Annotated in this window: 13 protein-coding genes; 5 read left to right on the forward strand and 8 right to left on the reverse strand. The window is 36.7% G+C overall.

Annotated features, from left to right (window positions below):
- Window positions 1–68 precede the first annotated feature (68 nt).
- Complete coding sequence (locus ZPR_RS14540) at window positions 69–914, forward strand: OmpA/MotB family protein (RefSeq protein ID WP_013072485.1); 846 nt, start codon at window positions 69–71, stop codon at window positions 912–914.
- Between the two features lie 83 nt (window positions 915–997).
- Here the strand turns inward: ZPR_RS14540 and ZPR_RS14545 are convergent, their stop codons facing one another.
- Window positions 998–1,834 (reverse strand): alpha/beta fold hydrolase, encoded by an 837-nt coding sequence (locus ZPR_RS14545; RefSeq protein WP_013072486.1) that lies wholly within the window; start codon window positions 1,832–1,834, stop codon window positions 998–1,000.
- 253 nt (window positions 1,835–2,087) lie between these two features.
- Here ZPR_RS14545 and ZPR_RS14550 point away from each other — a divergent pair, with 253 nt between their 5' ends.
- The gene (locus tag ZPR_RS14550; protein ID WP_013072487.1) at window positions 2,088–2,966 is read left to right on the forward strand and encodes an AraC family transcriptional regulator; all 879 of its coding nucleotides are present in this window, start codon (window positions 2,088–2,090) and stop codon (window positions 2,964–2,966) included.
- Between the two features lie 190 nt (window positions 2,967–3,156).
- On the opposite strand, the gene ZPR_RS14555 is transcribed toward ZPR_RS14550, so the two are convergent.
- From ZPR_RS14555 to ZPR_RS22605, 7 genes are all read right to left on the reverse strand, one after another.
- The gene (locus ZPR_RS14555; protein WP_013072488.1) at window positions 3,157–4,941 is read right to left on the reverse strand and encodes a RagB/SusD family nutrient uptake outer membrane protein; all 1,785 of its coding nucleotides are present in this window, start codon (window positions 4,939–4,941) and stop codon (window positions 3,157–3,159) included.
- Window positions 4,942–4,958: 17 nt separating this feature from the next.
- Window positions 4,959–8,171 carry a SusC/RagA family TonB-linked outer membrane protein gene (locus ZPR_RS14560; RefSeq protein WP_013072489.1) on the reverse strand — a complete coding sequence of 1,071 codons (3,213 nt, stop codon included), beginning with the start codon at window positions 8,169–8,171 and terminating at the stop codon, window positions 4,959–4,961.
- A gap of 814 nt (window positions 8,172–8,985) precedes the next feature.
- Complete coding sequence (locus ZPR_RS14565; RefSeq protein ID WP_013072490.1) at window positions 8,986–9,705, reverse strand: hypothetical protein; 720 nt, start codon at window positions 9,703–9,705, stop codon at window positions 8,986–8,988.
- Window positions 9,706–9,717: 12 nt separating this feature from the next.
- Window positions 9,718–11,637 (reverse strand): OmpA family protein, encoded by a 1,920-nt coding sequence (locus tag ZPR_RS14570; protein WP_041578962.1) that lies wholly within the window; start codon window positions 11,635–11,637, stop codon window positions 9,718–9,720.
- Window positions 11,638–11,648: 11 nt separating this feature from the next.
- Window positions 11,649–12,587, reverse strand: a complete 939-nt coding sequence (locus tag ZPR_RS14575) for a PorP/SprF family type IX secretion system membrane protein (protein ID WP_041578963.1) — start codon at window positions 12,585–12,587, stop codon at window positions 11,649–11,651.
- Window positions 12,588–12,626: 39 nt separating this feature from the next.
- Window positions 12,627–18,029 carry an Ig-like domain-containing protein gene (locus ZPR_RS14580; RefSeq protein ID WP_013072493.1) on the reverse strand — a complete coding sequence of 1,801 codons (5,403 nt, stop codon included), beginning with the start codon at window positions 18,027–18,029 and terminating at the stop codon, window positions 12,627–12,629.
- 481 nt (window positions 18,030–18,510) lie between these two features.
- Entirely contained in the window at window positions 18,511–19,854 is a 1,344-nt protein-coding gene (locus ZPR_RS22605) for a transcriptional regulator (protein WP_187288237.1), read from the reverse strand.
- 1,395 nt (window positions 19,855–21,249) lie between these two features.
- Between ZPR_RS22605 and ZPR_RS14590 the strand changes: the two genes are divergently transcribed.
- From ZPR_RS14590 to ZPR_RS14600, 3 genes are all read left to right on the forward strand, one after another.
- Window positions 21,250–22,596 carry a clostripain-related cysteine peptidase gene (locus ZPR_RS14590; protein WP_013072495.1) on the forward strand — a complete coding sequence of 449 codons (1,347 nt, stop codon included), beginning with the start codon at window positions 21,250–21,252 and terminating at the stop codon, window positions 22,594–22,596.
- A 379-nt stretch (window positions 22,597–22,975) separates the two neighbouring features.
- Complete coding sequence (locus ZPR_RS14595; RefSeq protein WP_201765793.1) at window positions 22,976–23,509, forward strand: DUF1003 domain-containing protein; 534 nt, start codon at window positions 22,976–22,978, stop codon at window positions 23,507–23,509.
- On the forward strand, window positions 23,506–24,354 hold the full coding sequence (locus ZPR_RS14600) for a mechanosensitive ion channel family protein (protein ID WP_013072497.1): 849 nt from the start codon (window positions 23,506–23,508) through the stop codon (window positions 24,352–24,354). Before ZPR_RS14595 ends, ZPR_RS14600 begins: the two co-directional genes overlap by 4 nt.
- The last annotated feature ends 45 nt before the right edge of the window (window positions 24,355–24,399 follow it).

Here is a 24,399-nt window from a genome sequence, read left to right on the forward strand (position 1 = left end):
TACTTTTAAGCTTTATATTTTTTTGATACTTTTGGAAAATCTAACATTAACAATAATTACAATAAGTTATGAAAAAAATCATGCTTTTATCAGCCTCTGCGGCTATCTTGCTATCTTCATGTGTTTCTAATAAGAAATACGCTGAACTAGAAGCGAAACAAAAAGAAACTCAAGACCAGCTTAATACCGCCACTGTAAAATTAAATGCTTGTCTTGAAAGTAAAGACGAAATGACTGAAAGGATTAAAGTTCTTAACAATACAAATGCTGCTTTACTAAACAATGTTGGTGATCTTGCAACACTTTCTAAGAAAGAAGCTCAAAATTTAGAGCGTTCTCTGGAAAGCATCAAAGAAAAAGATCTTGCTATCAAAAGCATGAGAGATGCGATCAACAAAAAAGACTCTGTTACTTTAGCTCTTGTAACAAGCTTAAAAGGAGCTATTGGAAACATGAACGATGACGATATCGAAATTAATGTTGAAAAAGGTGTTGTTTACGTTTCTATTTCTGATAAATTATTATTTGACAGTGGTCGTTACAACGTAACTAACCAGGCTAGAGAAGTTCTTGGAAAAGTTGCTACAGTAATTAAAAATAAACCAGACATCGAGTTTATGGTAGAAGGTCATACAGATGACAAATCTATATCTACTTCTATGTTCCAGGATAACTGGGATCTTTCTGTAAAGAGAGCTACTTCTGTAGTTAGAATTCTTCAGGACGAGTTTGGTGTAGATCCTAAGCGTATGACAGCTGCAGGTAGATCTTACTACATGCCAGTAGCTTCTAACGCAACTGCTGAAGGTCGTGCTAAAAACAGAAGAACAAGAATCGTTGTTCTTCCTAAACTAGACCAATTCTACGGAATGATCGAAGAAGGTATGGAACAAGCTTCTAAAGCCTCCAACTAATAAGATCAACCATCTTAATATCAAAAAGCCACGCAATTGCGTGGCTTTTTTCGTATCATCCAAATCGATTATACATTTAATTTCTAAGATTTAAGAAAATCAACCACAATTTTGTTCACCTGTTCTTTATGCGTAAACACTATTCCGTGAGGACCACCTTCAATTACTTTGTACGTACTGTTAGAGAGCATATTATCACTCTTTTCTCCTGCTGTTTTAATCGGTACAATTTCATCTGCGTCACCATGAACCACCAGTGTAGGAATATCAAACTTTTTTAAATCTTCTCTAAAATCGGTATATCCAAAAGCATCTATACAATCTAATGTTGCCTTTGCAGAAGCTTTAGTTGCAATAGTCCAGCAATAATGCAATTGCTGCTTACTAACTTTATCCTTGTTCTCTTCAAAATTAACAAACTGTTGTCCAAAATTCTCTAAAAAAGCTGCGCGATCCTTTCTAATTTCTTTCTTAAAGCCCTCAAAAACATCCTCTTCGATTCCTTCAGGATTATCCTTTGTCTTTAACATATAAGGCGGTACAGCAGAAATCAATCCTGCTTTCAGCAATTTTTTTGTTCCATATTTACCAATGTATCTCGCTACTTCTCCACCGCCCATAGAAAAACCGATGATAGAAACCTGAGTAAGTGTAAGTTTTTCTATAATATCATGTAGATCTTTCGCCAGGATATCATAATTATACTCTTCCCAGGGCTTATCGCTATCTCCAAAACCACGACGATCATAAGCAATCACTCGAAAGCCTTCATTTACTAAAGTTTCGATTTGATATTCCCACATACGATGACTTAAAGGCCACCCGTGAATTAAAATTACCGGTTTACCCTTGCCGTAATCTTCATAGAAAAGCTTAATGGGTTTTTCTTTTTCTACAGAAGTTGTTTCAATAAAACTCATAACTTATTTTTTATTTTCCCCTGAATTTAAATATTTAAGACTTCAAATCCTTAAATAAAATCCATCTTAACCAGTAATTAACTGAACGTAGCCATTATGTTATGATCTCATTAAAAATTTCTTTAGAGCTTGAGTTAAACGCAAAATCTTTCGTTAGTTCTAAACGGGCCGATTTTTAAAATTGTAAAAAACTTACTCAAAATAAAAGAACATTTTTTTAGTATATTATATGACCAATTAATCAAAAACGACCATGATTTTAAGAATCCCTAAAAATGCAGAAAGGGCAAACATCCCTTTGCCACCAGAGGACGGTTTTTTTATCTCAGAGAATATTGCAAACCATTTAGATGTACCCCTACATTTTCATCCCGAATATGAATTATCTTTTATAGAAAACGGGGAAGGTTTAAAAAGAATCGTGGGAGACTGCCTGGAAGAGACTGTAACCCCGTCTCTTGCCTTAATAGGTCCTAATCTTGCCCATGGTTGGGAGGCGCACAGATGTATGCGGGAAGGCATTCATGAAATATCCCTGCATTTTCAGAACAAACTTTTTGGTGATCAATTTTTAGGACTAAAAGTAATGCTACCTATTAAATGGATGTTAGAACAGTCTACCCAGGGAATTGCTTTTTCTCCCACTACCGCAAAGCAATTGTCACCAAAAATAAAAAATCTATCAAAAACAGCTGGCATCCAGTATATCCTGGAGCTTATTTTTATTTTACATGAACTGGCAATCTCCAAAAATAAGTGTTTATTATCTACCCCCCAGCAGTTTAAAAATCCTAAAGTAAATAGATTAGCGCTTGTGAATCATTATTTAAAACATCATTATAGTCGCAAAATAAAATTGGCTGAAATATCAAACTTTATGAACATGAGCCCGGGCTCTTTTAACCGTTTTATAAAAAAGAAAACCGGAAAAACCTTTACTGAATACACCAACTACCTAAGGCTAGGCTTTGCAGCGAAACAATTGATCGAAAAAGAAACAAGCATTGCTGAAATTGCTTTTAGCTGTGGGTTTAATAATATTGCACATTTTAACCGGGTCTTTAAGAAATATAAGCATTGTACACCCAGCGAATATCGTAAAGAGTTTAACTCACTTAAGTTGGTAGGATAAGAACTCTTAAAAACTGTTTCTTAAAATTACCAATCTAAAACCTAAGATCGGGCCCAATAGACCTCCTCTGGAAAACTTTTTTTGCAATTCTAAATCTACCAAAATGTAAGCGGACTATTATACGATCCTAGGTAAGAATAAAAAAACTCCCGCTACTAAATAGCGGGAGTTTTTTTAAAACGAAATTTACCTAATAACCAGGATTTTGCTGAAGCGTAGGCCCCTCTGCAGTTGTGCTTAAATCTATTTGTCGCTGCGGAATAGGAAAATATCTATCGTTAGTATTAAATTCGGCTCCACGAACATCGGTGGTAATTTGCCCCTCGTATTGTACAAAATCGTTTAATACCTCTTGAGCTATCCCCCATCGAACCAAATCAAAGAATCGATGACCTTCCATTCCTAATTCCACCCTTCTTTCAAACATAATTGCTTTCATAGCCTGCTCTTTAGAAGTGAAATATCCATCGGGATAGCGCTGAACGTGATAATTTGCAGCATAATCTTCCGAAAATCCCTGCATCGGATTATCAGGATCTATATAATCTTTTAACCAACTATCAGGATGATCGGCTATCCTTCCGCGTACACGGTTTACATACGATAAAGCCATAGTTAAGCTTCCTGCCTGTGCTTCAGCTTCGGCGGCCATTAATAATACATCAGCAAATCTTAGAATATTTACGTTAATGGCATTTCCTGGTGCCCAGGCACTCTGGTCTGAAAATTCATCTGCATTATATTGCCAGTAGATGTGCTTTTTAGGTGCATAAGGCCCTCCGGAAGATTGTTCTCTTACCCAATCGTAACCCGGGTGATATCCCCAATCATGATATGGGATTCCGCGTCTGCCCACTGTCCAGTCTAGTCTTGGATCTAAAGATTGGGTATCTGGTGTAAAAGCCTCATTGGAAAGAATTCCCATATCGTTCTTTACAGGGGTATTATTATAGTTGTCCAGATAAGGTAATCCTGTACTCTCGCTAGTTCTAAATGCATTTACAAGATCCTGTGTAGGCTGATAAAAGCCACAACATCTAAACGGACTATTATAAGGATAAGATAACATAAGGCCCTGATTTGCATTTGCAATTGTATTGGTACCATCGTTAGCTACCATTTGTATGGCAAATATCGATTCACTACCATTTTCATATAAGGCATTAAAATTATGGTGATAATTGTCTAACAAAGCATAGGCTAAACCTCCAGAGGTTTTTCCAGAACTAATAACCTCGGTAAATATTTCTTTAGCTTCAGAAAATTTATCCTGAAAAAGATAGGTTTTACCAAGATAGGACGCAGCAGCCCATTTATTGGCACGCCCTATTTCAGTTTGTGTTTCAGGAAGATTTTCATAAGCATATTTGAAGTCTTCTTCAATATATGGCCAAATATCCATATCGTTAGAGACATAATAATCTTCTGTAGTCTCATCGATCCAGGGCACCATATCAAACATCTTTTTCAATTCAAAATAATAATGCCCTCTTAAAAAACGTGCCTGTCCTGATATATTTGCTTTAACATCCTCGGCTATCCCTTCGGTTTCATTCAATACTTTTAATACGGAATTAGCTCGGGTTACCCCCTCGTAAACCGCTTTCCATTTCGAATTAAAAAAGCCATTACTGGCATCTACACTATAAGTTGCTATAGAATTTATTGCTGGTTGATCCCCTCCGTCACTTCCTTTATGGGCATCACCTCCGCTAATATCACCGTAAATCCAATTAGAAGGCGCGGCTTCCCAGGGAGATCCTCCACCCAGTGCGAGCACAGTACCATTATCCTCATCCTGACCGTCTAAAGCCGCATAAGCCGCTATTAATAGCGCTTCTACTCCTTTTTCATCGCTTAAAGTCTTATTGTCCAGTGTTCCGTAAGCGGGTTTATCTAAAAAATCCTCTGAGCAGCTATGGAATACTACCATACCTAATATCCCTGCTGCAACTATATAAATTGTTTTTTTCATATCACTCTTTTTTAAAACTAGAAACTAAGGTTTACACCAAAAATTAATTTTTTAGGGGTTGGATACGCGCCCTCATCAATACCAAAAGCCGTGGCAGAACCGGTAAGTTCAGGGTCTATACCAGAATATTTAGTAATTGTAAAAAGGTTAGCGCCCTGTACATACAGATGTAATTGGCTAAAACCTATTTGATCTAAAAACGCATCCGAAAAGCTATATCCCAACTGAATATTACGCGCCCTTAGATAAGATCCGTCCTCTACAAAATAGGAATTTGGAACATTTGCGGTACTAAAGCTGCCTCCTGTTTCCTGTATAGGAGCCGATGCATTATTATTTTCAGGGGTCCAGGAGTCATATAAAGCAGTATAGCTTTTTGCCCCGTTAAAAGAACTATAGAAATCATGCCACCAGGTAACCTGATTCCAAATATCATTCCCATAAACACCGTATAAAAACATGCTAAAATCCCAATTTTTATAGGTGAGCTCAATATTTAAACCAGCCGTAAAATCTGGATTCGGATTTCCTAAAAACTTACGATCTTCACTGCTAATCAAACCGTCCCCATTAGTATCTTCGTAACGAAAACGACCTACCCCTATATCTGACTGATACTCTGCGCTTGGATCGCCCAAAATTTGTTGTGCCTGTTGATTGGCTTCATCTACTTCTGCCTGGCTGTTCCAAAATCCAACGATATTATATCCAAAAAACTGTCCAACAGAATGTCCTATAGCATTTCTTACAATACTACTTCCGTTAAACCTGCGAGCTTCTTCATCAAAATAAGAAACCCCATCTGCTATATTCCTAATTTCATTAGTATAGGTGGTAAACGTAAGTGTTGAATTCATTTTAAAATCTGAAGTCAGATCGAAAAATGCCGTGGCAGAAAGGTCTAATCCACTATTCTGCATTTTAGCGATATTCACATAGGGTGCTTGAGATACTCCCGCAGTTCCAGGTAATTCGGGATTATATAATAAATCTACCACGTCTTTACGGTAATAATCTGCTGAAATTTGTAGGCTCCTGTTGAATAAACTGGCATCGATCCCAATATTTGCATTTATATTTTTCTCCCATTGAGCGCCAGGATTACCTATACGTAATCGTTGAAAACCTTCTATGATATTACTATTAGTCCCATTCAAATCGTAATAAGAAGATACTCTGCTACTACCGTAGGTGATAAAGGCATTGGCTGGATCAACGTTATTTTGATTACCCATTACCCCATAACCACCTCTCAATTTCAAATCGTTTATCCAATCTACATCCTCCATAAACGCTTCTTTACTAATTCTCCATCCCGCACTTGCTGCTGGAAACCACCCATGTCTTGGATTGGTAAACCTGGAGGTCGCATCCCTACGTATAGTTGCTCCTAATAAAAAGCGATCGTTAAAGGTATAATCTAGCCTTCCAAAGAGCGAAAAAAGAGCATCTTCAGTATAAATTCCATTGTTGGTTTGTGTACCGGAGCCGGTCCCTAAATTCACATAATTAGGATCGAAAGAATAAAAACCCTGAGTAATTGCCGTGATTAATTTATATTGATTGGAATAGGCTTCGCTACCTATTAAAACTGTTAAGTCATGAAGATCATTAAACGTATTTTGATATTGAAGCGTATTGGACCACGTCCAGTTATAGCCGGTACCTGCATCTTCTGTGAGCTGATTATAAGTGGTGTTTTCCGCATTTTCATAAGTGGGATATGCAAATGTCTTTGCGGTTGAGTTAGAGTACGTACCTCCAAAGCTGGTCCTTGCGGTAAATTTTTCCAGAAAATTTAATTCTGCAAAAATATTTCCGAAAACCTGATTGGTTTTGCTATAATTATTCCGATTTCTTTCTAAAATAGCCACAGCATTCTGAGAATTTCCTAGTGATGGGGCCTGGGTACCGGCAAAATTCCCTGCTATATCATATACCGGTATGATTGGCTGACTGCGGTAGGCATGGTTTATAGGGTTCTCTCCGGTTACATCAACTCGATTACCATCAGAAAGCGAAAAAGAAATATTCTCCCCTATCCTAAAGTTATCGGTAATGTTAAACTGACTGTTTACCCTGATGTTATACCGTTCAAAATAAGTATTGATCAAGGTTCCGTCCTGGTTCATATAATTTAAAGAGAATAAGAAGTTTCCTTTTTCCCCACCCTGACTTACAGCGATATTATGGTTGGTGATAGGTGCATTATTAAAGATCTCCTGAAACCAGTTAGTGCCATTCTGGTTCGCTCTAATAATTTGGTTAAAGCCATTTACTGCATCAGAACTTGTATAATAGGGATCTACGTAATATGTAGATTCATCAACTTCACCTTGAGCGGCTCCTCCCGGCAAAATATAATAAGGAAGTACGGGTTGCGCTCCAGACCCATATTGCCTATCGGTAATGCCTGCCCCGGGGTTGGTATTTTCCATAGCCCTCCATCTAAGGTCTGCATGCTCCTGCGGATTAAGTATATCGTAAACATTTCCTTTAGGAACTATTTGCGTACCGTAAAAGGCATTGTAATTAACTTTAAGTCCGCCCTTTCCTTTTTTAGTCGTTATAATTATCACTCCATTGGCGGCACGAGCACCATAGATAGAAGCAGAGCCGGCATCTTTGAGCACCTGCATGTTTTCGATATCATTTGGGTTTAAGTAATTGATATTTTGTGTAGGTACTCCATCTACAACATATAAAGGAGTACTGTCCCCAAAGGTATTAATCCCACGAATCCTTACCTGTGGCGCCTGGCCAGGTTGCCCAGAACTGGTAACGGTTACCCCTGATGCCTGTCCTTGTAACTGTTCGGTTACCTGCGGACTGGGCTGTCTGCCCATACTTTCCATATCTACTACGGAAACGGCTCCGGTTAAATCTGCTTTTTTCTGGGTTCCATATCCCACCACCACAACTTCATCGAGTGCTGAGGTTGCTGGTGCAAACGAAACTTGTAATTCGGTTTTGCCATTTACGGCAACTTCCTGGGTTTCATAACCCACAAAGCTAAAAACAAGAATTGCATCTGAAGGAACCTCTATTGCAAATTCGCCGTCAAAATTTGTGAGTACCCCATTAGAGGTTCCTTTCTCCACAACATTTACACTGGGAACAGGCATGCCCGTATCTGCTTCGGTGACCATACCGGTTACCAGTATATTTTCCTGAGCCAGTAAGGATATTGGTAGTATCAATAAAATAATTGCAAGTAATGGTACTTTCATATATAGTTTTTTAGTTGGTTATATAAATATGATTTATAGTAAATTACCTTTGGGCGATACCATAAGGCATTACCATAACATCCTCATTCTGATAATTATCAGAACGGGATTAATGCATTTAATCTCGATTATCGAGTAAAGGCTAACTTCGCTAATTTTAGTTTTGGTGGGTGGGGTCTATAACTAAGAGCAACATTTAAAATTGCTAAATTAAGATGTAAAATATTTTCTTTTCAGAAAGAGATATTGGCTGTAGGATTTAAAATAATTCATAAGGTTAAGGGGGTAAACTATAAAAAAATACAATACCGAAATTAAAAATCATAACGACAAATTTTATAAACCTATTCAAACGAAAACGTTTTAGTAAATACATTTTATATTTTTTTATCGATTATATTTTTTAGTATTAATCCTGTGAAATTTTTCTTGATGGATTATTGATTCATTTCGAAGAATTGAATAATCAAACAAATAGATATCAAAGAAAAAACTATTCGAATATAAAGAAATGCTTAAAGTTGGGATAATACTTATTTGTCAAAAAGCAATACTATTTTGTCAAATTATCTATTTTAAAATGTTTTTGTATTAAATCATTAAAACATCAAACATAATTTAAGTCAATATTATATAAAGACTGATTCCAGATGATTAATCTACCAAATTATCAATACCGACTGAATAATGCGTTCTTTTTTATAAAAAAGGAAAGGTATAAAATAGAGTCTGGCCTTAATCACCTCCTTCGAACTCTTCCACTGTTTTTTATGCGCTTAGATAGACGCTATTTCAAAAAAACAGGTATTCTTTATTAATTATCGAAGCCAATTTGTTCTATATTAAAATAAGTATCTGCCATGTCAGTAAGTACACTTAAACTTACTGTAGACCGAATTCTAAATTCCAAAGTTTCCCCTTTTTCCAGCCTTACCAGCCCGTTTATTACCCGTGAAGGAGGATTTACTCCTACATCTATTAAATTTAGCAGATTAACCCGAATATTGGAATAATAGTCTCTGGCAATATAAGTTTCCTGGCCACCTAAATTTCGTTTTACGGCAGCTATTCCTATATCGCCAATAAAAATTTGATTCATTGTTATTTTTGCATCAATCCGATATATACCAGAAGACTTAGCTGTAAATATATTACTGCTTGTATTAAACTCTGAGTTGCTATCAAATTCTGTATTATTAAATCTCAATTTTTGCCAGGAATTCAAGCTTATATTTAAACTTAATATGGCGTTTGTGGTAGACATTCCTCCTTTTACGATGGTCTTGCCTACTGCATTTATTACCTTAACAGCGGGTATCCGCTTTACTATTCCTTGTCCATCAATAACTAAAATAGAATCTTTAGCACTGGCCAGGCCCCCTATTGGTGTAGTGCCGATCCTCAGTGTACCATTAACATCTAATTTAGCTTTGGGATTCGTTGTTCCTATACCTACCTGACTATAAATTGAATCACTTAAAAGCATTAGGATAGACAGGATTAAAAATTGATAAATTTTATGTTGTGTTTTCATAAGCGCTCTTTTTTATTTTACGATAATAAAATTAGATCTGCGATTTTCTTCATGTTCTTCGTCATTACACTCTACACCATTAACACAGCGGTTAAGGATTTCTATTTCTCCGTAGCCTTTGATGCTTACAATTCGGTTTTCAGCAATACCTCTCGAGATTAGATAGTTTTTAGTTGATTTTGCGCGATTTTGAGATAACAATAAATTATAGGTATCACTGCCCCGGGAATCGGTATGGGACTCGATTTTAATCTTCATCTCGGGAAAACTTTCCAATACATAAACAATATGATCTAGCTGTTTTGCCGCTCTGGGCCTGATATCATATTCATTAAATTCAAAAAATATAGGATCGATCTTTATTTTCTCTTCATCTCCATCAATTTCTACTAAATCGTTGTAAGAAGAGAGTAGAAAGTTTACGCCATCCAACGTATCGCGGTGTACATTTCCTGTAGTAATCGATTTTACAGCTATAGAATAGTTATTTTTGGTACCAGTAACTAAGAATGTATTATTACAGGGAACTTGTGCTAAATAGATTCCCTTGCTATCGGTCATCACCGTTTTTATCTTGGTATCGAACTGATTTTTGATGATTACAGATGCATTCGCTAGTGGTTTCTTAGTAAGCGAATCCAAAACTTTTCCCGCCATCAATTGATAACAGGAACGGGTAAAATAGTAAATATCATCATCACCTTTACCCATACTTCGGTTAGACGACATATAACCTTCTTCTTGATTTTCAGCAATGATATACGAAAAATCATCCTTACTGCTATTAACAGGTTTTCCTAAATTCTGCGGAACACTAAACCGAAAATCCCCCAAATTTTTAGCCTGGAAAATATCCAAACCACCTAAACCATAATGCCCGTCTGAAGAAAAATATAAAACATCATTCTGATAATATGGAAACATCTCCCGACCTTCGGTATTGATTTGAGCCCCAAGGTTTTTTGGTAGTGTCATACTACCATCTGGATTTAGTTGAACCATATAAAGATCTGTATCTCCAAATCCCCCTGGCATATCCGAGACAAAAAATAAATATTTCCCATCTGCACTAAGCGCCGGATGTCCAACCGAATACTCCTTGCTATTAAAAATTAGGTCTTCTATACCCTCAACTTCACCTTCTACAATATGCCCTCGCATCACATGAAAATTATTCACCCCGTTTTTATTAGACCATTTGTTATTTTTGCTCATGTTAGTGGTGTAATAAATGGTATCCAATGCGTTAGAAAATGCTATAGTTGCATCGTGATAACGCGAAGCTAAACCTTCCATAAACAGTTGTTCATTTATAAGCTCGCCGTTATTTTTAGTGCGATCAGCGATATACAGGTCTAAATATGGCTGCTGATTCCATACATATATTTTATTACTAGTTTCATTATTTTTTTTGCTTGAAGAATACACTAACTGATCGCCATAAAATGCAGCACCGAAATCTGAATTCTCACTATTAATCGATAAATTATAAAGCACGTAATCTGAACTTTCTTCCTTCAAATCGCGGAGTTCTTTTCTCTGCTCTTTAAACCGATTGATAAGCATAGGATTTTTTTGACGTTTTAAATAAATTTCAGCTAACGCGTCAGCTTTTTCATAATCCTGCACACCACGCAAAGTTTGGATATACTTAAACAAATACTCGTTTTCCATCGCCTCTCCCTGGATTTTGTACAATTGGGCATACCATTTTAAAGCCTGTGGGATCTTACTAATAAAATAGTGAGCATCCCCGGCATTCTTAAGGGTTTCTATTTCTCTTTTATCAGTTTTTTCTAAATAATCATCATAAACTTTTGCGGCCTCTATATAATTCATCTCCTCAAATAATTGATCAGCATGCTTCACACGCTGTGCCTGAAGCGATATACCCAGAATCAAAAAAATCGATATTATATAGTAGTTTTTCATAGCGATTAAGATTAGAAAAAGCGAGGAGATTTAATTTTATTATTCCCTTTCAAAAGGTCAAAACGCAATAGAATCTCGTGAGTACCATCATTATACTTAGTAAAATCTGTAGTGGTGTAATCATATGAGTAGCCGACAAACAAACTTCTGGAGATTTGAAAACCAGCCAGCAGGCTTACCGAGTCGTTCCAACGATAAGCCGCTCCTAAATTCAGAAATTCCTGTAATAAAAAATTTGCTGATACATCTACAGAGACCGGTGCACCGCTAACGGCCTTCACTAAAAAAGCAGGCTTAAGTTTCAAGTTTCTATTGATATCGAATACATACCCTCCCATTATGAAATAATGTAAACGATTGGAAAGAACCGCCTCCTGTATATCATCATAATAATCTGAGCGGATAAAATTGGGGATCGATGCTCCAATATACCAGCGATCAGAATACCAATAAGCACCTGCCCCCAGTGAAGGCATGATCCTACTGTCGATATTGTTATTTAAAAGTACATCTTCTGGATCGTAAAATCGTCCTTTACTCCAATCTACATTTAAAACACGGGCGCCCCCCTTTACTCCAAAGGCAAGCTTAGTGTAATATCCGGTTTGAATAGTATAAGAGAAATTAGCATCAGCAAAGACTTCGCTCGAAGGACCAAGTTTATCATTCACGATATTAAGTCCCAACCCCATTTTTTCATTTCGAAGTGGAGAATGCATACTAAAGTTTTGAGTCTCTGGAGCTCCATCCACACCCACCCACTGGCTACGATAAAGCAATAGTGCTTGCAAGCTTCCCGTGCTTCCCGCATAAGCAGGGTTAATTGACATGGTATTAAACATATACTGTGTATAGTGTGGATCCTGCTGTGCTATCACCTCTTTTGTTAGCATGAGCATAAGGAGAACAAAGCAGGATTTTAAGTTTTTATATATATAAGCTGTATTCATAATTCTATGTTTTCTTTAAGATTTAATTTTATTGATACATTATCTCATTATATATAACCATCCCTGGATGTTTACATCTTCTACTTCTCCTCTTCCATCTACCTTTAGGACATAGTAATAAGTTCCTACCGGTAAAGGCTTGTTGGTGAATATCGCACCTTTATTTGCCGTGCCATCCCAATCATTTTGGTATCCCCTGGTTTCATATACCAGATCTCCGTAGCGATTGTAAACCTCTAACTTGTTATTTGGATAATTCTCAATACAATCAATTCTGAATACGTCGTTGGATCCATCATTATTGGGAGTAAATTCATTATAAACAAGAAGACAAATTGGATTAATTGTAATTTGCGCCTCATTATTAGCGGCATTAATATCTACTGGATCGCTAGATACGAGTTCTACCATATTCATATAATCGTCGCCTTCTAACACTTCTACCGTGACGCGAACTTCTGCGAACGCATTGGCTCTTAGCATTGGTATGCTCCATTCCTTACTTACCATACTGAATTCGCCCATTGCAGCGGTTACCGATTTTAATCGATATCCTGAATCAATTATATCACGAATCATGATATCCCTGAAATCACTATTCCCCAGATTATCAACCCTAATCGTGAAGGTAATATCATCACCAATCATTGGCGAGAGGTTATCTACGGAAATACTCAATGCAAGGTCTGAACAGTTGACTACGTTCACATCAATCATTTCCATAAGTTCTGTTGAGCAATTACCAGTATCCATGTATGAAACACTTACTGAAGTATTTAAAAGGCTTGTCCATCTTACGGTAACTGAATTATCAGACAATTCTCCGCCAGCTACAATTTCACCTCCATCAATATCCCACAAGTAATCTTCTTTACCGGAATCGGTAGTGTAAGTTACTTCCTGCATTAAACAAATTCCGTCTAAAAGACCATCTATAGTTGGTGCTATGTTTGTAGCTAAATTCACCCTTACCGCTAATAAGTCATTACTTGCACAGCCACTGGATGGATCAAAACCAGCATAATAGGTCATTCCATCTACCAGAATTTCTGTATCATCGAGTAAGGTATCCCCTTCTTCATCAGCATACCATACCACATTGCCTTCATTGGTCATCAAATCGGCTACCGTGGCTTCTCCACAAAAACTTTGGGTAGCCATATCCGTTGTAGGGGTTCCCGGATCGCTAACATTAACGGTAATCATTGCCGCTTCACCCGGTAGGTTTTCACATACACCGTCTCCGCTTACCGTTACATAGTAAGTGGTTGTTTGCGTGGGCATCACTTCTAAGTCGGTCAGTTCCATAGTCAGATCAGCATCTGTATAAAAGGTAAATACTGGATTCGTTATTGAGCTACTTGCCGCCAGTTCTACACTGCCGCCAGCACAGATATCGAAGTTCGTAGTCAACAGATCATCGGCGGTCGCAGTTGGTTGAATCTCCACCCTTACCGCTAATAAATCATTACTTGCACAGCCACTGGATGGATCAAAACCAGCATAATAGGTCATTCCATCTACCAGAATTTCTGTATCATCGAGTAAGGTATCCCCTTCTTCATCAGCATACCATACCACATTGCCTTCATTGGTCATCAAATCGGCTACCGTGGCTTCTCCACAAAAACTTTGGGTAGCCATATCCGTTGTAGGGGTTCCCGGATCGCTAACATTAACGGTAATCATTGCCGCTTCACCCGGTAGGTTTTCACATACACCGTCTCCGCTTACCGTTACATAGTAAGTGGTTGTTTGCGTGGGCATCACTTCTAAGTCGGTCAGTTCCATAGTCAGATCAGCATCTGTATAAAAGGTAAATACTGGATTCGTTATTGAGCTACTTGCCGCCAGTTCTACACTGCCGCCAGCACAGATATCGAAATTCGTAGTCAACAGATCACCGGCGGTCGCAGTTGGTTGAATCTCCACCCTTACCGCTAATAAGTCATTACTTGCACAGCCACTGGATGGATCAAAACCAGCATAATAGGTCATTCCATCTACCAGAACTTCTGTATCATCGAGTAAGGTATCCCCTTCTTCATCAGCATACCATACCACATTGCCTTCATTGGTCATCAAATCGGCTACCGTGGCTTCTCCACAAAAACTTTGGGTAGCCATATCCGTTGTAGGGGTTCCCGGATCGCTAACATTAACGGTAATCATTGCCGCTTCACCCGGTAGGTATTCACATACACCGTCTCCGCTTACCGTTACATAGTAAGTGGTTGTTTGCGTGGGCATCACTTCTAAGTCGGTCAGTTCCATAGTCAGATCAGCATCTGTATAAAAGGTAAATACTGGATTCGTTATTGAGCTACTTGCCGCCAGTTCTACACTGCCGCCAGCACAGATATCGAAATTCGTAGTCAACAGATCACCGGCGGTCGCAGTTGGTTGAATCTCCACCCTTACCGCTAATAAGTCATTACTTGCACAGCCACTGGATGGATCAAAACCAGCATAATAGGTCATTCCATCTACCAGAACTTCTGTATCATCGAGTAAGGTATCCCCTTCTTCATCAGCATACCATACCACATTGCCTTCATTGGTCATCAAATCGGCTACCGTGGCTTCTCCACAAAAACTTTGGGTAGCCATATCCGTTGTAGGGGTTCCCGGATCGCTAACATTAACGGTAATCATTGCCGCTTCACCCGGTAGGTTTTCACATACACCGTCTCCGCTTACCGTTACATAGTAAGTGGTTGTTTGCGTGGGCATCACTTCTAAGTCGGTCAGTTCCATAGTCAGATCAGCATCTGTATAAAAGGTAAATACTGGATTCGTTATTGAGCTACTTGCCGCCAGTTCTACACTGCCGCCAGCACAGATATCGAAGTTCGTAGTCAACAGATCACCGGCGGTCGCAGTTGGTAGTACATCTACTTCAAATGGAATTCTTTCCTGAATCAGACAACTATTCCGGGTAATTTCTAAATAAAATATTTGGCTGGTATTTATTTCTGACGTTGTAAAACTTCCGCCCGTGGCCAATAGAGTTCCTCCCGTTGGAGCATCGTACCAAGAGTATGATAATCCTGTTTCGGTTATGATATCAAAATTTATTGTTTCTCCGGCACATATTTCTACGATATCATTATCGACTTCCACTTCTGGCACCACAATATAGGCGCCATAGATATCTACACTGGTCAGGGCCGATACCAATCCCATATTACGGATCTCTACCCTGTCATAAGTGTTCTTTGCTTCGAAAATTGCATTGAACCTATTGCCAGACAGCAGACTTAAGTTCACTAAGGCATCATTAACATTTAATTGTTGTACCTGGGTCGTCCCGTTATACAAAGTCACCTGTATTCCGCCAAGTACCCCTATATCTGCAAGGCCTCCCGGAACAGCCAGATCCAAACGAATACTGTCGCCCGAAACTCCTGACTGTGGAAAAATAAGCTCCTGATATACCGAACCACTAACCCCTACTCCAAGGGTCAACCGGCTAAAATTATTGGGATCATTGTCCACGGCATTACCCGCATTGCTTACCCCACAACCTATACATAAAAGCCCGGAAATACCGTTGCCCTGTGCATTTGCTGCCGAACAATCCACAAGCGCTTCGATAGCTTCAACCACAAGAGTTACCTGGGTTGCTGTAGAGACCTGATTGGTAACAGGATCCCGTGATATTACCTCATAGGTGTAAGTCCCAGGTACCAGTGTGGATGGGGTCGTAAACTGATCCCCAACAAAAACTTCATCGCCTTGCTCATCAAACCATACATAGTCTACAGGGGAAGGATTATCACTACTGGCCATAAAACTTACGCTCTCCCCTTCTGAAATCGTCGCAGTAGCAGGTACCACTTTGGGTGGTAATAAATCCCCAAGTAAGGTAATGTTCGCACTCGTGGGTAAACTTATACATCCTGATCCGGAAACCGCTACTACACTATAACCGGACGAGGCGGTTACATCGGTTAGTTCATACGTCTCCCCCGTATGGACTATAGTGGATGTATCCCCCTCTGCATACCAGTTATAGGTTAGGCCAGTATCAGCATCGGCAACCTCAAAAGTTACATCTCCACCTGAGGCTACTTCAATAGAGCTTTCTACCAGTTGCGGTGCATCCGGAAGCGCTTCAACTTCTACACTTATCATTGTAGGTTCTGATTCCGTGGTACAACCTGCAAGGCTCTGGCTAACATAATAGCTATAGCTTCCCGAAGAAACATCGGATAGCTCATAATCCGTACCCGTATAGACCGGACTGCCACCACTGGATACAGAATACCACCGATAGGTGGAACCCGGCATAGGGCTTACCACAGATAAAGTCAAATCACCACCAGCACATAATTCCGCAATGCCACCCACAAGGGAAGGGGAAGTTAGCTCGGGTTTTGACGGGCTCTGCCCTATTTCATAAATATTTAAACCACTTAATGTCTCCAATAATCCACGACCAACGCTTATGCGTATCTTATCAAAAGATTGACTTATAGGCACGCTCAAAACTTGCTTATCAGAGCTTCCTCCTAATAAGGATAAACTAACTAACGAACTTCCTAAATCAATATCTGCTAGTTCCTGTCCGTTTAAAAAGGCCTTAATTTCAACTGAGGATGATAATAGACTAAGATCTAATAGCCCAGTAGCCTGACCTTGCAGAACAATCCTCGCTGATTCCCCAGGTAAACTATTTCTATTAAAAGGCACTTCTAAAAAGGCTTCTTCTAACAAGCTTACATTCGCCCTTAGCTCAGCACGTGAATTATCATCTCCATCTATAGCATTTGAAGGATTTCTTACCACATTTAATAAACTAGCTACATCCAGGCCATTCCCACTAACACCATATAATATATCCAAGGCTTCAGGACAACCAGTTTCTCCGGTATATTCATAATAAAAAGCCTCATAAACATTGAAGCTTGCGGCTAGACCTCCTAATGAGATCTTTACCCCATCATACGCTACTGATGGTATAAATGTTATTTCTCTTTGTTGTGGCCCTGATAATAAACTTGCTAAACTGCTTAGGCGGACTTCATTACCAACGGTGTTTCCTGTATTATTTATGGCACTCCCAACACCGTTAACGGCCTGTATAGTTACATTGTCTAACAGGGATAGTAATTGACTCTCTGATCCTACTTTTAGAGTTACCGGAGTACCTGCCGGAAGTTCTTTTCCAAATCTTAAACGTAATGAAGCCCTTGAAGAACCGGATAAAGATAACAAGGTATTCATTTGAGCATAAGTTTCCAGATTTTGATCTACAGCTGCATTTGCATTCTTTATATCTCTATTTAAAAGTACAGTGCTACTTGCTTGAAAAGTAGTTGCATACTTTCGCTCTTTAATATCTTGTGCAGAGCAAATCGTTGAAAAACTTAGCAGAAATAATAAAAATATAGAATAATAGGCTATTCCATATTGGGTTAGTAGTTTAGTTAATTTCATACACCTGAGATTTTTTGACGTATTAAAACCCAGATTAGCATGTACATAATATTCCTACCCCAGCTCTAAAACTAAAGCCAAGTATAAAATTGGAACTATCCAATTTATTACCTAAATGAATAAAACTTAAAGTAATACTAATCTATACCTAATCTATTTAGGAGGTTATAAATTAATCCTCTAGTAGGGTTTAGAGGTTGGAGTTAATAATGGGGAGAAAAATTAACTCAGGTTTTATTAAAAATTAATATGATAACAAATATGTAGAAGTGTTTTTATATTCTTAACATGTAGTCACTTCTATTATTAATCGAACATATTTTTTTCAATTTAAATACTGACTTAAAAATAGATCTTTACTTGTAAAAAGTAAAGAAAACAGCTGCGACAAAAGTACGACCATCATTTAAAAAGCTAATAATCAAAATATTAAAAATAAATATTTGTAAGATTAAACATACATTTAAATATCAATTAAGAACTAAAATTCATGTTCATCGTTAATTTTAGTAAGATAATCGTAGAAGTTTTCTTCAGAAGTTAAGCCCATTTTTTTTCTTAATCTGCTTTTTTTCTTTTGTACCGACCGGTGCTCAATAAAAGTGTATCTAGCAATTTCTTTTGTATCGAATTTTAGGTAAATCATCGCACAAAATTTCTTATCGGAAATAGTTAAATTGGAATGCTGTTTCATAAGGGCTCTATAAAAATCAGAATAGACTTCTTCAAATCTTTTCAAAAAGGTAGAGTCATTATTTTTAGCCATTATTATAACTTCTTCAAAAGCCTGATTGAGTTGATTTTTTAATTGCTTCGTTTCTTTTTCTTTTGCTATAGTGATCTTTTTTAAGTTTGCCCTGGTCATCAAAAAGAAATAAAAAAGGAAGCCTGATAAAGCTATAATTACACAACCTAAAAGGTTTACAGATGTTTTATTTGAATCTTCATTTTCTCCATAGCTTTCAGGGACTTCGGAGACTTTTCTCAACTTATCGAATAAAGCAATTGATCTTTCATTTTTCAATTTTGATATACTATCCAAAACTTCTTCATATTTTTTGCTATGATAATTTGCCTTTATAGTATCGTTTAATTTGAGGTAAGTTCTACCTAACTGATTATAAATATTTGGATAAAGAGACCAGTTTGCAGTTTGCTTTTCAATAATATCTAAACTTTTAAGATAGTTGGAAAGTGCCAGTTTATAATTCTGTTCTTTAAAATAAAATTCACCCAGATAATAAAAATGAGGAAATTTTTTAATGTAGTCGTTTTCATTGTTTAGACTTGAGTCCAGAAAAATAAGCGCTGAATCTGATTGATGGATGTGCTGATAGTATCCTCCTTTTAAAAGAAGATAATCATTATATTCCTTTGTTTTCTGGGGTTTTAAAAGAGAATCTGCATAGCGATCTGCACGTCTCATATATTTCTTTAAAGAATCAAGGTTCTTGGTAATACTATAATAATTACCTAAATTCAGAGCAATTCTCATCTTTAATAGATATTTATCATCCATTAATTGAAATGAGTTTAGTGTATCTAAAATATTTTCAGCCTTTTGTAGTTCCACAAAATATTGATCTTGCCAGCCATTATGCAAGTAATTGATTGCTAAATTTTCCCTGGTTTTAACTTCCAGGATCGGGTCGGTTTTAATATAAGTCTCCTGTAACACTTCATTAAAAAAATATAAACTGCTCTTATTCATTTCCAGACTAAACATCGCTCGGCCAATTTTATAATAGCTTTTTGCTTTGAATTCACTATTATTATTGTCATCTGCCCATTGCATCACCTGATAAGCATATGCTATCGATTCCATTTCTTTAGAAAACTCAAATTTTTTGTCGGAAAGTAATAATAAGCTATCCTGTTTTTGAAATACCTCCTGACCATAGAAAGGAGATGACAAGGATAAAACCGAAACTAAAAATAAAAGTATTTTAATATGAGCGCTTTGAAAAAAGTAATCATGTACCATCTGATAAATACAAAATTAAATTTTGATAATAATAACCTGGACCATCTAAGCAAGAGCATTCCTATAGATTTCCGTTTTTGAAAAACTTGTTCTAGGATTGCCTTACTACGATTGATTATCTACAATAAAAAATCCTTTTTTTGTTTAATAATACTTACGTAAAAACCCAGCTGGTGGACTGAGTTTTTTTCGTAATCATCTACTTCTCAAGTAAATAATAATAAAAAACACTAAGTGAATAACCTATAGAATGCATAGGTTATAGTTGATATGCATATGGCCAAAAATTATGGATTATCATATAAACATTAATAAAAATCCAATATCCTAATTTTTTTTACTAAAAACAGATCCTGTTTTGCTAAACGTTTATTAATTTTTTCTATTTATTTTCCAATACCCCAATGAATCCCCAAAAAATACGGTTAAAATAAACTGTTATTTTTTTCTCAATTATTATCAGGTTTTAGGCTATACATAATTGATTTACAGAAGCTATAAACCTATATTCCAAGCCTTTAATCAAAAAAACTGCTTTAAGTTATATTTATTATAAATTGTTATAGTAGCAATTTGATGTAGTATCTACTATTTTTAAGATTTTAATACCTGCTAAATCTTAAGGTAGCCATTTTGATTTCTTAAGAATATGCAGCTCAGGTGTAGAAACGCTTAAGTTTATTATTTAAGCGTTTTCATATATTTTTTAATTGACCGGTTTTTGGTTTCATCTAACAGGAAAATTTTAAAGTTCAAAATAACATACTTGAAACTTAAAGAAATAAGTCCTCATATATTTTCATAGTAAACTACTCAGGAATAAATTCTTAAAACATTTATTGTTACATGATCTTTTATTTCGAGATTTCTCTGTTCCAAATTCTCAACCACCAAATATGGCAGTTCACACTATCCCTTTTTGCTTATTTTACGAGAGGTTTAATTTTTTAGCATTAATTTATCTTTATAGAAAATTTTATGAGTACCCGTTAGATTGGCAGATGGCTGTATTTTGAATTTATAAGACGGAAGAGTGTTTTTAGAATGCTTGAACTTCAAAAAATTAGCCCAACATTGTCCCTATATCAATTCCGGTAGAATAACTAAGCAATAAGGATAGTAGAACATCGAATTTTTATTAGGAATGATATCATTTCAGCCAGGCTTTATGTATGTTTGTCATTCTATTCCTTGTTTTAAATTACAGTTCTTGCTGCTAAGACCATACTACAAATTATGAATAAAAATTTATTGCTTTTCGCCTTCTTCCTTACTGCTTTATTTAGTGCCTGCCATAAAAATGATGATCAGGAGCCGCTACCCAATAGTATCGCAAATCGCACCAACCTTATTTATATTGTAGCCGATAACAATTTAAGTGCTTATGCCAGCCGGGATATTGAAGAAATGATTATGGGGTATAAAAATGTAGACCAACCAGAACTTAATAACCTGCTGGTATATATTGATGATTATTCTACCCCCCGCTTACTCCAGATCAAAAAACAGGGTTCACAGGTAATTACCGATACCATTTATAATTATACCGAGCATAATTCGGTAAGCAAAGAAGTTATGTCTTATATTATTGGTCAGGTTTTAGAGGAATACGAAGCTAAATCTTACGGGCTGAGCTTTTGGTCGCACGGCGACGGTTGGCTTCCGGCTACTGACCAGGCAAAAACAACGGTTAATTCTAGAGCTTTTGGAGAAGATAGGGATAATAATATGTATGGCGAAGGCAAACGAATGGATATTTTAGACTTAAGGAAAACACTGGAAGAATTTCCTAAATTTGATTTTATTCTTTTTGACGCCTGTGATATGCAAAGTATCGAAGTAGCCTACGAATTAAAAAATACCGCCGATTATTTTATAGCTTCTGTTACTGAAGTTCCCGCCTATGGTGCTAATTACGCAGATATGGTGCCCGCGCTATTTTCTGAGACTAGAACCGCTGAACAAATTGCGGAGGCCTATTATCTGGAATATTCCGAAAATTACGATAAGGGTTTGAACGAAGAAGTCCCTAGCCGCAAGTTTAATATTAAAAATTCTGCGGCAACTACGACAAAGACTATTAGTACCACCAACAAATATCCGTATGGCATAGCAATTTCGGTTATTAAAAGTAGTGAATTGGATTTTCTTGCCGAGGCGACAAAAGCAATTATCCAGGCCGAAAAATCTAAAGGACAGCCAATAAATACAAAACAAGTAACTAATTATGATAGTAATTACTATAACTTTTATTATGATTTGGGCAGCTATATTTCCAGCTTAAGTTCTGCAGACCCCGGTATATTTCAGCAATGGGAAGATATTCTGGCAAAGGTCGTTCCGCTTAATCTGCACACTCCTACGGTTTACTCCTCCTATGCCAATGATTATAAAGGAGGAATCATTTCTATCCGAAATTCTTCAGGAATTAGCGTTTTTATTCCCAACAATAATAATTTTGCCGATGCCGTACACTGGGAAAAATATCCTGAACTCACACAAGCCTACCAGGTAGATCGGTTCTATTCATATTACCTGGATTATTATCATAATTACCGTTGGTCTGTAACTATGGGATGGTAAATTAAAAAATTAGGACTAAGGTGTAAAAGCTATTTTCACTAAGCTTTGCCAAATGTATAAGCGCAAGAATCCGATAAAGCACTGTTGGATTTTTAACGCCTATATTCTATGGTAAAAGATTAAAATACAAGTATAATTTTATAAAAAATCAAAGTCCGGTTCTTCGATTTTGTTAGTTTTATATAGCATTTCATTAGATGTTAAACTTAAAAAATGATAAATTACCTGCTTAACGCACATAAACCTAAGTACCTACACTCATTTATTCCTCTAAATTTTCATTAATTTAATTATATGATTTTTCCTTAGTTTTATGGGAAGTATCATACCCAAGTACTAATACGCTTATGATGCATTTATTAATAACCGAATTCTAAAAATGATGGATAAAGACATAGACAAAATCTTAACAGCTAAATCTGAGCAGGTAAAAAAACTTCAGGAAATTGTAAAGAAAGCGATTGAGGAAGAAACATTAATCACCAACAACCTGCTAAACCCACCAAAGGAAATACTTACCCGGGGTCAAACAATTTCTGATAAGGTTGCTAAATTTGGAGGCAGCTGGGCATTTATAATTTCTTTTTTTATCGTTCTGGTCGTATGGGTTCTTTTTAACACCTTAACCCCAGCAAGAGATAATTTTGATCCTTATCCATTTATATTAATGAATCTTATTCTTTCCTGTATCGCAGCGCTGCAAGCTCCGGTAATTATGATGAGTCAGAACAGGCAAGAAGAAAAAGACAGAAAAAGAGCTGAAAATGACTATTTGATCAATTTAAAGGCAGAATTAGAGATCAAGGCATTAAACCAAAAGATTGAACTTTTAATACAGGAGCAGGTACAAACTTTATTTGAAAGTCAGGAAGTGCAGTTGGAAATTTTAAAGAAACTTGAACAAAAATTATGACAACATCCTTTTTTACCGATTTTAAAACCGTAATAATAATAGGGATCATTATCGCAATAACCTTCTCTTTAGCGCTGGCTTTTAAATTTTTATCCAGAAAAAAAATAAATAAGCTCGTTAAAACAAAGCATATAGACCCAACAAGTTATCTTTTTGCTACAAACTTAATCACCGCAATAATTTTTATTATAGGTATTTCCCTGGCTCTAATTCAAATACCTGAAATGAAAACGCTGGGGCATTCGATTTTAGCGGGAGCAGGTATCATATCGCTTGTCGCGGGCCTGGCTTCTCAGCAGGCCTTAAGCAATATAATGAGCGGGTTTCTTATTGTGTTATTTAAACCTTTTAAAATAAATGATAGAATTACTTTTAACCAAACCTATACCGGAACGGTAGAGGAAATCAATTTAAGGCAAGTGATCCTTAGGGATTTTGAAAATAACAGGATTGTGGTTCCTAATTCCGTAATAAGCTCGAATGTGATCGTGAATTCTAACTTAAATGACACAAAAATCTGTAAAATGATCGAAATTGGTATTGGCTATAGTTCTGATATAGGAAGAGCTCTAAGCATAATGGAAGAGGAGATTAAAAAACATCCGCTCCACATCGATATTAGAACACCAGAGGATATAGAAAACGGCATTCCAGAAGTAACATCCAGGGTTATTGCATTAGCAAACTCGTCCGTTACATTAAAAGCATGGGCTTACGCAGATAATACGGCCAATGGATTTAGTATGTATTGTGATTTACTCCGTTCCATCAAAGAACGATTTGATAAGGAAAATATTGAAATACCTTTTAACTACCAAAACCTAATTATAAAAAAAGAGGATTAAAAATATACTCCTCTCATAGTTATGACTTCCCTTTTTCGTTCAGGA

Source organism: Zunongwangia profunda SM-A87 (assembly GCF_000023465.1).
GTDB classification, from domain to species: domain Bacteria; phylum Bacteroidota; class Bacteroidia; order Flavobacteriales; family Flavobacteriaceae; genus Zunongwangia; species Zunongwangia profunda.